This window comes from Antarctobacter heliothermus (assembly GCF_002237555.1).
Classification (GTDB): domain Bacteria; phylum Pseudomonadota; class Alphaproteobacteria; order Rhodobacterales; family Rhodobacteraceae; genus Antarctobacter; species Antarctobacter heliothermus_B.
Window position 1 is genome coordinate 586,271 of record NZ_CP022540.1, and the last position, 12,427, is coordinate 598,697.

Consider the following 12,427-nt stretch of genomic DNA (forward strand, 5'->3'; position numbering starts at 1 on the left):
TCATGTGACCTCTCAAATGTACCAGGCGACGATATGCGCCAGCTCACCGCCCTTGTGGATCGGCACGGCAACCATGGTGCTGTAGCCCGCGCTCAGCCCGGCCTGACCGTATTGCACCACCGGCAACCCGGTGCCGATCACCCGCCCGATGGCCCCCTGAAAACCGGTCACGCGGCGTTCGTTGCCCGCGTTGTCAGGATCGCCCAAGGTGCCCTCTCGTGCGCAGATGCCATCCACCAGCAGCGCGGCATTGTCCCCGGCTCGGGCCTTGCGTGCGTCCCACAGCTCAAACCGGCGGGCGATGGGGGTGCCGCGTGCCGACAGCAGCGTCATGACATAGGTCTTGTCATGCGGCACCGGCACCGGCAGCCCCAGACCCGTGGTCAGACCCGCCTCACCCGCGCTCTCCGCGCGAATGAACCGATAGCCAGAGCCAAGATCGCGCATCAGCATCGGATGACCCGACACCCAGACACCCCCGGGCAAGCCCTGCCCCTTGGGGAAACTGGTGTGCTGGCTGACCCATTCGAAATGCTTGGCTGCGCCGTAATAACCGTCATCCAGCAACAGCAACCCGTCCTCTTCGTGCCAGACCTCGATCGCACCGGTGCGGGCGTCATCATCGCCGCACAACACCACAAGAACCGCCTTCAACTCATCTTCGTCAAAGATCGGCATCGCCACCGCACTGGTCAGGCCCGCCTCTGCCGCGGCCTCTGTCCGCTTGAAGTATGAGCCGTCAAAGCCCTTGAGCACCACGGGGCGTTCTTCGGCCCACGCCTTGCCCGGCAGGCCCTCGCCCTTGGCAAATTCCGTCCCGCGAGAAGTCTCCGCAAAGGCTGTCAGATCGCCATAGCTGCCCTCGACCAGCTTCAGCACGCCGCCCTCTGGCACCCAGACCTCTGTGACCTGAATGAATGTGCGGGTGGGGGTGTCGATAACCACGTCCATCATGCGGCCTCCTTGTTGTCTGCTTTGGCCGCGGCGGTGGCCGTCTTGGGTTTTGCGCCGTGTTCGTATTCTTCGAGAAAGCCCAGAACCTGCTCGCGGTAGTGGTAGTAATCGGGGTGTTCGAGCAGCGCCTTGCGGGTGCGCGGGCGCGGCAGATCGACGTTGACGATCTTGCCAATCGTGGCCTGCGGACCGTTGGTCATCATGACCACGCGGTCGGCCAGCAGGATCGCCTCATCGACGTCATGGGTCACGCAGACGGCGGTGACCTTGGTCCGCGACCAGACCTCCATCAGAACCTCTTGCAGTTCCCAACGGGTCAGGCTGTCCAGCATCCCGAACGGTTCATCCAGCAGCAGCAGCTTGGGCGACAGGGCAAAGGCCCGCGCGATGCCGACGCGCTGTTTCATGCCGTTCGACAGGTCGACAGCGGGCTTGTCCATCGAGTCCGCCAGACCCACGCGTTCCAGATAGTAGTCCACCACGTCCTGCCGCTCGGACCGGCTGGCGCGGGGATAGACCTTGTCGACGCCGATGGCGCAGTTTTCGCGCGCCGTCAGCCATGGGAACAACGAAGGCGACTGGAACACCACCGCGCGTTCGGGATCGGCCCCTTCAACGTGGCGACCGTCCAGCTTGATCGCGCCCTTGGAGATCGCGTTCAGACCGGCGGCCATGGTCAGCACCGTCGACTTGCCACAGCCCGAATGTCCGATCAGCGAGATGAACTCTCCCCGGTCCATCTTGAGGTTGAAATCCTCGACCACCGTCAGCGGGCCCTTGGGCGTCGCATAGACCTTGTGCAACTGGCTGAAGTCGAGAAAGCGTTCCTCGATCATCCCCTCTTGCGCGTCTTTGATAACCTTCGGGACGCCGTGGATGGGCGTCACGTCGGGCAGCACCTTGCTGCCTTCGGCGCGCGCCTTGATGCCCACATCCATCAGGTAGGTGGTGACAGCGGCGCGCAACGCCTTGAACCGGTCGTCATGGTTCATCGCCGTGCGGTCACGCGGGCGCTCGATCCCTACCTTGAACTCTTCACCCAAGGTCCCATCCGGATTCAACGCGATGATGCGGTCCGCCAGCAGGATCGCCTCATCCACGTCGTTGGTGATCAGCACGCAGGTCTTCTTGTCCGCCTCCCAGATATGCTCAATCTCTTCGGCAAGGTTGCCGCGGGTGAGCGCGTCCAGTGCCGACAACGGCTCATCCAGCAGCAGCACCTCGGGCGACATCGCCAGTGCCCGCGCCACGTTCACCCGTTGGCGCATCCCGCCCGACAGTTCCGCCGGACGGCGCGTGGCGGCATGGGACAGGCCAACCATCTGCACATATTGCGCGACCTTGGCGGCTTTATCCGCCGATCGCATCTTCGGGAACACCGTGTCGACCGCCAGCCGCACATTCCCCTCAACCGTCAGCCAGGGCATCAGCGAATAGTTCTGAAAGATCACCCCGCGCTCACGCCCCGGTCCGGTGATCGGCTCACCGCGAAAGGTGACGCTGCCCTTGGTGGGCTGTTCCAGCCCGGCCATCAGGTTGATCAGCGTGGTCTTTCCGGTGCCGGAAAAGCCCAGCAGCACCAGAAACTCCCCCTCTTCGACGCTCAGGTCGATGTTCTTGAGCACGTGGCTGGCATGGGTGCCGGTGCCAAAGCTTTTTGAGACGTTCTTGAATTCGATCACAGCCATGTCGCTCACCGATTGTTCGAGAAGGTGAAAAAGGACTGCAACGCGAACATCACGCGATCCAGTAGGAAGCCGATGATGCCGATGGTCAGGACGGCGACCATGATCTTGGCCAGCGACTGGCTGGAGCCGTTCTGGAACTCATCCCAAACGAACTTGCCCAGACCGGGGTTCTGCGCCAGCATTTCAGCGGCAATCAGCACCATCCAGCCCACACCCAGCGACAGCCGCAGCCCGGTAAAGATCAGCGGCAATGCCGAGGGCAGCACCAGCTTGGTGATCTTGGTATAGGTGTTCATCTTGAGCACCTTCGAGACGTTCACCAGATCCTTGTCGATGCTCGCCACTCCCAGCGCCGTGTTGATCAGCGTCGGCCAGAGCGAACACAGCGTCACCGTGATGGCCGAGATCAGGAACGACTTGGCGAACAGCCCGTCATTGCTGGTGTACATGGCAGACACGATCATCGTGACAATCGGCAACCACGCCAGCGGCGAAACCGGTTTGAAGATCTGCACCAGCGGGTTAATCGCAGCATTAGCCGTGGCCGACAGACCCGCCATGATGCCCAGCGGCACCGCGATGATTGTGGCCAGCAAGAAGCCGAAGAAGACCGTTTTGATAGAGGTCCAGATCTGCTGATAATAGCTGGGCGCGCCAGTGTAGGCGATGGATTTGACCTTGTCCGGTTCACCGGCATCGATGAACTTCTGGTTGCGCTTTTCAACCATGGTCTCGAACTTGGCCTGCTTGGCAGCCTTGGCGAGCGCGTCGTCATGCAGGTTCAGCGCCTCTTCCCAGACCTGCGCCGGTCCGGGCACCGCGCCCAGCGACGTCTGCACCTTGGGGGCCAGCGTGCCCCAGAGCATCAGAAAGACCATGATGGCGATCAGCGGCACCGCCAGCAGGCGCCAGATCTCTTTCATTTGGGCGGCGGGATTGTCCCCCGCGGCCACCCGCAGGATCGGCGTGATCCAGTTCAGACCAAAGGCCTGCAACCATTTGTCAGCCGTGTTGATACGGGTGAAAAGTCGGGCGCGGCGGGCCTCTTTGGCCTCAGCTGCGGTGAATTCGGGATCTACGGTCGTCATGTCTTGCGGTCCTCGATCTGAGGGGGGAGGCCCCGGGTCTACGCCCGGGGCGCGATGTACTTGATGGAACGCGCCCCGGACCTGTGATCCGGGGCCTCAGGGATTGGCCGGGATCAGCCTTTGACCTCGGCGCCGACAACGGTCTGCGCGCCCTTCAGGCCGATCGGCAGGCTTTCGAGGTACGCGTTGGGAGCGCGGCCGTCATATTCGATGCCGTCGATGATATCGGCCGCCGGGGTCGGCGCCTTGTAGCCATCGCTGTCCCAGGGGAAGTCGGCCTCATTCGCCAGACCTTCGTCGACCAGCATCCGGGCCGCTTCCAGATAAATATCCGGGCGGTAGACCGACTTGGCGACCTCATCGAACCAGTCATCCGACTTAGGCTCTGCGATCTGGCCCCAGCGGCGCATCTGCGTCAGGTACCAGACCGCGTCCGAGTAGAAGGGATAGGTGGCGTTGTAGCGGAAGAAGACGTTGAAGTCGGGCACCTCGCGCTTGTCGCCCTTTTCGTATTCGAATGTGCCGGTCATCGAGTTGGCGATCACGTCATAGTCCGCACCAACGTATTCCGCGCGGCTCAGGATCTCGACCGCCTCGGGGCGGTTGGCGTTGTCGTTCTCGTCCAGCCAGATGGCCGCGCGGATCAACGCCTTGGTCACTGCGATGGCGGTGTTGGGGTTGGCCTCGGCGAATTCCGCGGAGATGCCAAACACCTTTTCCGGGTTGTTCTTCCACAGTTCATAGTCGGTGATCACCGGCACGCCGATACCCTTGAAAACCGCCTGCTGGTTCCACGGCTCACCCACGCAATAGCCGTGGATTGTACCCGCCTCCAACGTGGCGGGCATCTGCGGCGGCGGCGTCACGGACAACAGCACATCGGCGTTGATCTGGCCGGTGATATTGTCGGGCGAATAGAATCCCGGGTGCAACCCGCCAGCCGCCAGCCAGTAGCGCAGTTCATAATTGTGGGTAGACACCGGGAAAACCATGCCCATGTTGAACGGCTTGCCTTCGGATTTGAACTGTTCGACCACCGGGGCCAGCGCAGTTGCCGAAATCGGGTGCACCGGCTTGCCGTCTTCCTGCGGGATATTCGGCTTCATCATTTCCCAGACCTCATTCGACACGGTGATGCCGTTGCCGTTCAGGTCCATCGAAAAGGGGGTGATGATATGTGCCTCTGTGCCGAACCCGATGGTCGCCGCCAGCGGTTGACCGGCCAGCATATGCGCACCGTCCAGCTGCCCGCCGATGACGCCGTCCAGCAGCACCTTCCAGTTGGCCTGCGCCTCAAGCGTGACAAACAGGCCCTCGTCCAGAAAATAGCCATTCTCGTAGGCCACGGCGAGCGGTGCCATATCGGTCAGTTTGATAAACCCAAAGGTCAGCTCATCTTTTTCAAGCTCAAGCATCTGGGCAAAAGCAGGGCTGACTAGAGCGGTGGTCGCCGCGAGGGAGAGGAGGAAAGACTTCATTCGGTCGGTTCCTTAACTTGGGGGCGCCCGGGTCCGTCGCGAAACACCGGGCAAAACAAAAAGCCGCAAACACGCCCTGTCTATGAGGACAGAGAGTGAGCGGCGTTGCTCGGGATAATCCCATTCGGTGGGAGGTATGTCGCGCGGTGCACGTCGTTGTGCTCCGGTGAACTCAGGATTTGCGAAAGCCCCGTTTCGATCAAGTCCTTTTGCTGCGGTGCCGCGAAAATTCAGATTTTCCGGGCCAACCTACGCCGCAGCGCCGCATTCTTAGGCATCAACTTGCCTCGGGATCAAAAATGCGCCCATCAAAGAACGCATCAGGCGGCAACAGGATCTGTCCTTTCTGAGAGGCAACCGCCGTCGTTTCCCGAATCGCGCCCTCTAGTTTCTCGGATGCGCCGGGCAAATCCGCACTCGTGTTGATTAGTTGCTGGCGGTAAATATCCGACCGAAAGACCTGCGCCGCCGTGGCACGCGCCTGCCCCTCATCCAGACCGAAACGGCGGGCAAGTCGGCTGGCAATCCACTTGGCTTGACTGCGCCAAGGAAAGTTGGCGACCCCGTCATGAAACCCGACAAAGCCCGGCACCTCTCTCTGCTCCGCATGGCCAGAGATCGTGAAGTGGCCGGTCAGCGCACGGTCGATCATCTCTGACGGCAGATCCAGATACGCCTTGTGGGCAAGGATCTCTGCCGCAGAGGTCCGGCTATCAGGGGAATCCAGCCATCTACCCGCCCGCCAGACCGCACGCATCAGCTTGCCCAGCAAATGCGGCTCCGTCTCTGCCCAGTCGGTGCGCACGGCCAGCACCTTTTCCGGTGCCAGCGACCAGATCGCCTTGCCCGGTAATAACAGCGCACCCGCCGCACTTTCCACCGCTTCTGACCCCCAAGGCTCTCCGACGCAAAAGGCATCGACGTCGCCCTCGGCCAAGGCCTGCGCCATCAGCGGCGGCGGCACGGTGCGCACCTCATAGCCGACGCGCGCCATATCCGATGCCTCAAGCCAATAGTGCAGCAGTTCCACATGCATCGAAAACGGAAACGGCACGCCAAAGACCAACGGGCGTTCAGCGGCGGCGGCGAGCGCGCGCGCCGCCGCCCCAGCATCGCGGAAATCAAAGGCAAAGCCCGCCTGCCGCAGGCGCTGTTCCAAAGCACGGCTGACGCCGATCACATTGCCATTCACCGAAAGAACAGACACCGCCGAAATCGGCTGCGTCACGCCGCCCAACCCCATGGCCATTGCCACCGGGACCGGCGACAGCAGATGCGCCGCGTCAACCCGCCCAAAAGCTAGCATATCGCGCACAGACGACCACGACGGAGCGGAAATGAGATCCAGCTCAATCCCCTCTTCGCGCGCAAAGCCCATCTCATGCGCCACAATCAACGGCGCGGCATCCACCAGCGGCACAAAGGCAATCGGCAGCGTCACTGTCTTCATGACAACAGCCCCGATGCAGTCACCAACGCCTCTGCCACCTCGGCCACCCGACGGCCCTGATCCATCGCGGCCTTGCGCAACATGGCATAGGCCTCTTCTTCTTCAATGCCGCGCGCCTTCATCAGCAGGCCCTTGGCGCGGTCGATAACTTTGCGTTCCTCCAAGGCGCGGCGCGTCTCGGCCAATTCGCGGCGCATCTTGCGCACCATCTGGAACCGCGCGATTGCCGCGTCCAATACCGGCTTCACTCGCTCGGGCTTCATCCCGTCGACCACATAGGCCGACAGTCCCGCCTCTACGGCCTCACGCGCAAGATTGCCCGCAGCACTGGAGACGAACATCGCCACTGGACGCTCCATCGGGCCAGAGGCCAGCGTGAGTTCCTCCAGCATGTCACGCGTTGGATTGTCGATGTCGATCAGCACCACATCCGGCGACAAGGCCGCAATCCGCCGCGCAAGGCTCGAGACATTGCCGATCACATGCACCTCATAGGGACCAGACGCCTGCAAGGCATCCACAATCGCGATAGCGCGTTCGCGGTCTTCTTCGACGACAACAATGGTGATCCGGTCACTCATGCTGGTTTGTCACAGCTTGCGGCCGGTCGGACAAGCCAGACCGCCTCAATGGACTGCGCCCGACCGACCATCTGCCCAATAATTGGGCAATATAGCAAGGATGACCGCAGCCACGCCAAGACGGCGCACAAACGAAAAGGGCGACGCCAACGCGCCGCCCCATTCAGTGCCAGTTGACCGGAGAAATCTCCGACCCAACGAGCCAGATCATCCTTGGAACAGCGACAACAGCGACTGCGGTGCCTGGTTGGCGATCGACAGCGCCTGAACACCCAACTGTTGCTGGACCTGCAGCGCCTGCAACCGGGCCGAGGCCTCTTCCATATCGGCATCAACCAACGCGCCAATGCCGGATTTCAACGCGTCGGTCAGCTGTGACACGAAATCGGACTGCGTCTCGATTCGGCCCTGTGCCGAGCCAAAGGCCGCCGCTGCGTCGATGGCGATATCGATCAGGTTCTCCACCTCGGTCAGCGCGGAATCGGCCCCGGCCTGTGTGGTCACGTCGATATTTGCCAGTTCCTCCAGCCGACCGCCGATTGTGGTGTCGGCCACGCCATAGCTGCGCACCTGCACAGAGAAGTTGTCGCCGGCGTTATTGGCGCCGGTGAAATCCAACTGGTTGGCATTTGTGCCGTTCACGGCCGCCTCGATGCCCAGACCCTCGGTGATATCCGAGTTGTCCGCGACATATTTGTTGAACGCGGCAGCAAGACCGCGGGCCACATCCGCCTCTGTGTCGCCATCGCGGGCGACATAGGTGATCTCCTGCCCGCCGGCGGTAGTGGTGGTGTTGAAGGTGGCAAGACCCGCCGCACCAGCGGAAATCTCGATCGAAAAACCGGTGCCTGCGGCCACGGTTGCGGTACCAGCGCCCGCCGTTTGGCCGATGACCGCAAGGGTGGTCGGCTGCGTTGCGTTCCCAGTCAGGGCAATCGCAGCGGCGTTGGCCGCACCCGACGCGGCGTCCGTGCCAATCGCGGTGGCCGAGGCAGACGCCACGTTGATCGACCCAGCGGAGGTGCCCAGATCCTGCTTGCTGACGGTGATGTCAGAGGCAGTCACCCCGGTGCCCGACCGATCCAGCGAGGCAAGGATATTGACCTGGCCGGTCCCGGCGGTCGTTTCGGTATTCGACAGCAGGTTGAGACCGTTGAACTGCGCCGCGCCCACCACAGCGGAAATCTGGTCGCGCAGGGCGTTGATGTCATCCTGGATCTTCGCCCGGTCGACGTTTTCTTCTTGCGCCGCGACGATCCGGGATTTGATCTCGGTCAGCAGCTCTGTCGTGGTTTCCGCCGCCTGACGCGCCACGGAAACGGTCGATTGGCCAAGATTGAGACTGTCTGAAATGCCTTTGAAGCCTTTGACATCGGCCTCCATAACTTTGGAAATTGCCCAGACGGCAGAGTTGTCTTTGGCGGTTGCGACACGTTTGCCGGTCGAAATTTGCGACTGGGTGTCGGACAAACTGGAGTTGATGGTTTTAAGGGTTTGCAGCGCCACCATGGCGCCGTTGTTCGTCAGGATGCTAGACATATTCTTGTCCTTGCTGTTCGTATGCGCGTTTCGCGCCGGTTTCATTTGCCGCGTGCGGCTTTGCTGACGTCGTTCTGACGGATGCGGGCCTTGGTTCCGGCCCGCGCCACCGCTTTAGGTGCGCCGCCAACCTCACCGTTCCAAATGAACAGAAGCCTAAAACCCGCATCATGCTTGCATAGAATTTGTCTGAAACCTGACATGTCACCCCGCCGTCCCTGACCTGACGGTCAAAAGCCACGGCCCGAAACGACAAACCCCCGGCAGGGATCTGCCGGGGGTTTTCAACATGGCCATGAAAAAAACTCATGTAACCCTTTGACTTTATTTAGGCGCCCACAGTGTCACGCCCCAAAAACTGGATGTCGGCACAGCGCAGGCGCTGCGCGCCTCAGTCCAGATAGGCGCGGAGCGCCGCCTCTGCCCCATCGCGCCAAATTCTCTGGAGTGACTCAGCAAAGGCCCCGGCGAATCCCGCATGATCGGCCAGTTCACCATAGATCTGGCGCTGATTCAGCCAAACTTGCGGCGTCTCTTTGGCCGCAAGCGCCGCAGCGTTCAGATCGCTCCAGAACGGGTCGTTAGGGGCAATGTCCGACCCATCCTCACGGGTGCCCGCACACATGCGGGCCCAGAGCGCCTCAACCAGCGCGAGCCCTTCATACGGGGTTCCCGCCGCCAGCGCCTCGCGCAGGGTCGGCAACAAAAACCCGGTGTGCCGCGACGATCCGTCAAAGGCAACGCGCCGCGTCGTGTCCACGATTAGCGGGTTGGAAAACCGTTTGTGGATCAGATCAACATAATCGGCAGGCGCCATTCCCGGCACCGCATGGACATGCGGCACGATCTCTTCGCTGGCCAACTTGTGGAACAGGCGCCCAATCAGCGGATGCGCCATGCAGCCTGCGATGGACTCAACCCCAAGGATCTCACCCGCATTGGAAATGACCTGATGGCCGCCGTTCAGGATGCGGATCTTCATGGTTTCATAGGCGTGGACATCGTTGGAAAAGGTCGCCCCCGCTTTGTCCCAATCCGGCCGCCCGGCGCAAAACGCATCCTCGATCACCCACTGGCGAAAGTTCTCGTGCGTGACCGGCACCGCGTCGTCGATGCCCAGCCTCTGGACCAGCGCCAGTTCGTTCGGTCCGGTGGCGGGCACGATGCAGTCGACCATAGCGTTCGGGAAGGTGCAGTTGGCGTCGATCCAATCGGCCAACGCCGGGTCCGACATCCGCGCCAGCGACACAACCGTCTGGCGCAGGATCGCGCCATTGCCTTGCAGGTTGTCGCAGCTTTGCCCCGTGAACGGCCCGGTGCCCGCGTCGCGGCGCAGCCGCAGCGCCGCCACCATCGCCCCAAAGGCGGTGCGTGGCGTCGCCGGGTTGGCGGCGTCGTGCACAATATCCGGGTGTTGCGCGTCAAAGCCCTTGGTCACCGGGTCGATGTAATAGCCACCCTCTGTCACGGTCAGCGCCACGATCCGGATCGCCGGATCGGTCATGCGGTCGATCAGCGGCCCGTTGCCCTCGACGATCGGTACATAATCGATCATCGAGCCGACCACCTCGGCGGAACTGCCCGCCGGGTCCAGTTCGATCAACGTGGTCAGATAGTCCTGCGCCGCCATCTTGAGACGCTGCACCTCATCAAAGGGGCGCACACCTGCGCCGACAATGGCCCAGTCCAGCGCCAGCCCCTGCTGCATCAATCGGTGCAGATACCATGCCTGATGCCCGCGATGGAAGTTCCCCAGACCGATATGCACGATCCCCGGCGTCAGCGCGGTGCGGTCATAGGTCGGTCCCTCGACACCTTCGGGAAGATCCCGCAGCGTCGCGTTCGACAGTTTCACAAGTGTCCCGGTCATCAGCTCATCCAGTTCCCGCCATCGACGTTCAGGCATTGCGCCGTGATATAGCGGGCGTCGTCTGAGGCCAGGAACACACACGGATCGGCAACCTCGTCCGGTGTCCCCATGTGCCCCAGCGGCACCGCCTCGCCCACTTCGCGTTTTTTCTGGCCTCTGGGCTTGTTCTCATACTCGGCGAACAGCCCGTCCACGACCTCCCACATTGGCGTATCGATCACACCCGGTGCGATGGCATTCACCCGGATGTTGTCGCCCGCCAGTTCCAAGGCAAGGCTCTGCGTGACCGAAATCACGGCCGCCTTGGAGGCGCAGTAGATCGAAATATTCGGCTCGCCGCGGCGTCCGGCCTGCGACGAAAAGTTGATGATTGCACCGCCGCCGCGCGCCTTCATTCCCGGCACAACCGCCTGGATCGCAAACAGCGTGCCACCGACATTCACGTCGAACTGGCGGTGGAAATCGTCGGGCGTCACTCGGTCGATAGAGGCCATGTTGAAGACCCCCGCGTTGTTCACAAGGATATCGATGCCGCCCCAGGCCGCCTCGATCGCGCCGACACCCGCCGCGATCGAAAGAGGGTCTGTCACGTCCATGGCAACCACCATGCCCGCCTCTCCCAGCGCTGCCGCGCAATCCTCGGCTTCGCTGGCAAGCAGGTCCGCCACGGCGACTTTTGCGCCTTCGCGCACATAAGCCTGACAGATCGCGCGACCTATGCCGCGCGCTCCACCCGTGACCAGCGCAACCTTGCCAGCCAGCCGGGTCATGCCACCCGCAGACCTTCTGCGTCAAAGCGGTGCAGATGGGCCATGTTCGGCGTCAGATAGACTGTATCGCCGTGCGTCACCGGGATCTCACCGCCAACCCGTACCGTCATCGGATCACACCCCGGAACACCGTGGACGTGGATAAAGGTGTCCGACCCCAGATGTTCGGCCACGCCAACGGTGCCCTTCCACAGGCCCTCGGTGGTCGAGACGTCGACATGCTCGGGGCGGATGCCGATGGACTGCGCGTTGTGCTTGGCCGCCTCGGCCCCCTCGATGAGGTTCATCTTGGGCGAGCCGATGAAACCGGCGACAAACTTGTTGCGAGGCGCGCGGTACAGGTCCAGCGGGCTGCCGACCTGCTCGATCACGCCGGCCTGCAACACCACGATCTTGTCAGCCATTGTCATGGCCTCGACCTGATCGTGGGTCACATAGACCATGGTGGTCGCCAGCTTCTTGTGCAGTTCGCTGATTTCCATCCGCATGCCGACACGCAGCGCGGCATCCAGGTTCGACAGCGGTTCGTCGAACAGGAACGCCTCTGGCTCCCGCACGATGGCGCGGCCAATGGCGACCCGCTGACGCTGACCACCGGACAACTGGCCCGGGCGACGGTCCAGATAGTCGGTCAGGTTCAGCGCCTTGGCAGCCGAGGCAATCCGCTTGTCCTGCTCGGCCTGATCCATGCCTGCCATCCGCATAGGAAAGGCGATGTTCTTGCGCACCGTCATATGCGGGTAAAGCGCATAGGACTGGAACACCATCGCCAGCTTGCGCTTTGCGGGGGGCAGCGATGTGGCGTCCTGACCGTCGATCTCGATCGTGCCGGCGGTCATGTCCTCCAGCCCGGCGATCAGCCGCAACAGGGTGGACTTACCGCAGCCCGACGGGCCGACGAACACCACAAATTCGCCATCGTTGATTTCAAGATCCAGCGGCGGGATAACCGTCACGTCGCCAAAGGATTTCTTGACCTGCTTGAGTTGAATACGTCCCATGGGTCTCC

Annotated in this window: 10 protein-coding genes; all 10 read right to left on the reverse strand. The window is 62.2% G+C overall.

Annotated features, from left to right (window positions below; all coding sequences use genetic code 11):
- Positions 1–12 precede the first annotated feature (12 nt).
- The 10 genes from ANTHELSMS3_RS02885 to ANTHELSMS3_RS02930 all read right to left on the reverse strand — a co-directional run bounded on the left by ANTHELSMS3_RS02885 (position 13) and on the right by ANTHELSMS3_RS02930 (position 12,419).
- Complete coding sequence (locus ANTHELSMS3_RS02885; RefSeq protein ID WP_254694830.1) at positions 13–954, reverse strand: GAF domain-containing protein; 942 nt, start codon at positions 952–954, stop codon at positions 13–15.
- Positions 951–2,642, reverse strand: a complete 1,692-nt coding sequence (locus tag ANTHELSMS3_RS02890) for an ABC transporter ATP-binding protein (protein ID WP_094033563.1) — start codon at positions 2,640–2,642, stop codon at positions 951–953. Before ANTHELSMS3_RS02890 ends, ANTHELSMS3_RS02885 begins: the two co-directional genes overlap by 4 nt.
- A 5-nt stretch (positions 2,643–2,647) precedes the next feature.
- Positions 2,648–3,730 carry an ABC transporter permease gene (locus ANTHELSMS3_RS02895; protein WP_094033564.1) on the reverse strand — a complete coding sequence of 361 codons (1,083 nt, stop codon included), beginning with the start codon at positions 3,728–3,730 and terminating at the stop codon, positions 2,648–2,650.
- A 113-nt stretch (positions 3,731–3,843) separates the two neighbouring features.
- Complete coding sequence (locus tag ANTHELSMS3_RS02900; RefSeq protein ID WP_094033565.1) at positions 3,844–5,208, reverse strand: CmpA/NrtA family ABC transporter substrate-binding protein; 1,365 nt, start codon at positions 5,206–5,208, stop codon at positions 3,844–3,846.
- A gap of 277 nt (positions 5,209–5,485) precedes the next feature.
- A complete protein-coding gene (locus tag ANTHELSMS3_RS02905; protein WP_094033566.1) occupies positions 5,486–6,658 on the reverse strand; it encodes an ABC transporter substrate-binding protein in 1,173 nt (390 codons plus the stop codon).
- Positions 6,655–7,239 (reverse strand): ANTAR domain-containing response regulator, encoded by a 585-nt coding sequence (locus ANTHELSMS3_RS02910; protein ID WP_094033567.1) that lies wholly within the window; start codon positions 7,237–7,239, stop codon positions 6,655–6,657. The genes ANTHELSMS3_RS02905 and ANTHELSMS3_RS02910 overlap by 4 nt, the downstream gene beginning before the upstream one ends.
- Positions 7,240–7,446: 207 nt before the next feature.
- A complete protein-coding gene (locus tag ANTHELSMS3_RS02915) occupies positions 7,447–8,778 on the reverse strand; it encodes a flagellin N-terminal helical domain-containing protein (protein WP_094036894.1) in 1,332 nt (443 codons plus the stop codon).
- Between the two features lie 391 nt (positions 8,779–9,169).
- Positions 9,170–10,648 (reverse strand): mannitol dehydrogenase family protein, encoded by a 1,479-nt coding sequence (locus tag ANTHELSMS3_RS02920; protein ID WP_198319873.1) that lies wholly within the window; start codon positions 10,646–10,648, stop codon positions 9,170–9,172.
- Positions 10,648–11,418, reverse strand: coding sequence for an L-iditol 2-dehydrogenase (locus ANTHELSMS3_RS02925; RefSeq protein WP_094033569.1), 771 nt, complete (start codon positions 11,416–11,418; stop codon positions 10,648–10,650). Before ANTHELSMS3_RS02925 ends, ANTHELSMS3_RS02920 begins: the two co-directional genes overlap by 1 nt.
- Positions 11,415–12,419 carry an ABC transporter ATP-binding protein gene (locus ANTHELSMS3_RS02930; RefSeq protein ID WP_094033570.1) on the reverse strand — a complete coding sequence of 335 codons (1,005 nt, stop codon included), beginning with the start codon at positions 12,417–12,419 and terminating at the stop codon, positions 11,415–11,417. Before ANTHELSMS3_RS02930 ends, ANTHELSMS3_RS02925 begins: the two co-directional genes overlap by 4 nt.
- Between the last annotated feature and the right edge of the window lie 8 nt (positions 12,420–12,427).

Excerpts from the sequence above, each read along its gene's own strand:
- ANTHELSMS3_RS02885 (WP_254694830.1), bottom strand. The coding sequence starts at position 954 with ATGATGGACGTGGTTATCGACACCCCCACCCGCACATTCATTCAGGTC.
- ANTHELSMS3_RS02890 (WP_094033563.1), bottom strand. The coding sequence starts at position 2,642 with ATGGCTGTGATCGAATTCAAGAACGTCTCAAAAAGCTTTGGCACCGGC.
- ANTHELSMS3_RS02895 (WP_094033564.1), bottom strand. The coding sequence starts at position 3,730 with ATGACGACCGTAGATCCCGAATTCACCGCAGCTGAGGCCAAAGAGGCC.
- ANTHELSMS3_RS02900 (WP_094033565.1), bottom strand. The coding sequence starts at position 5,208 with ATGAAGTCTTTCCTCCTCTCCCTCGCGGCGACCACCGCTCTAGTCAGC.
- ANTHELSMS3_RS02905 (WP_094033566.1), bottom strand. The coding sequence starts at position 6,658 with ATGAAGACAGTGACGCTGCCGATTGCCTTTGTGCCGCTGGTGGATGCC.
- ANTHELSMS3_RS02910 (WP_094033567.1), bottom strand. The coding sequence starts at position 7,239 with ATGAGTGACCGGATCACCATTGTTGTCGTCGAAGAAGACCGCGAACGC.
- ANTHELSMS3_RS02915 (WP_094036894.1), bottom strand. The coding sequence starts at position 8,778 with ATGTCTAGCATCCTGACGAACAACGGCGCCATGGTGGCGCTGCAAACC.
- ANTHELSMS3_RS02920 (WP_198319873.1), bottom strand. The coding sequence starts at position 10,648 with ATGACCGGGACACTTGTGAAACTGTCGAACGCGACGCTGCGGGATCTT.
- ANTHELSMS3_RS02925 (WP_094033569.1), bottom strand. The coding sequence starts at position 11,418 with ATGACCCGGCTGGCTGGCAAGGTTGCGCTGGTCACGGGTGGAGCGCGC.
- ANTHELSMS3_RS02930 (WP_094033570.1), bottom strand. The coding sequence starts at position 12,419 with ATGGGACGTATTCAACTCAAGCAGGTCAAGAAATCCTTTGGCGACGTG.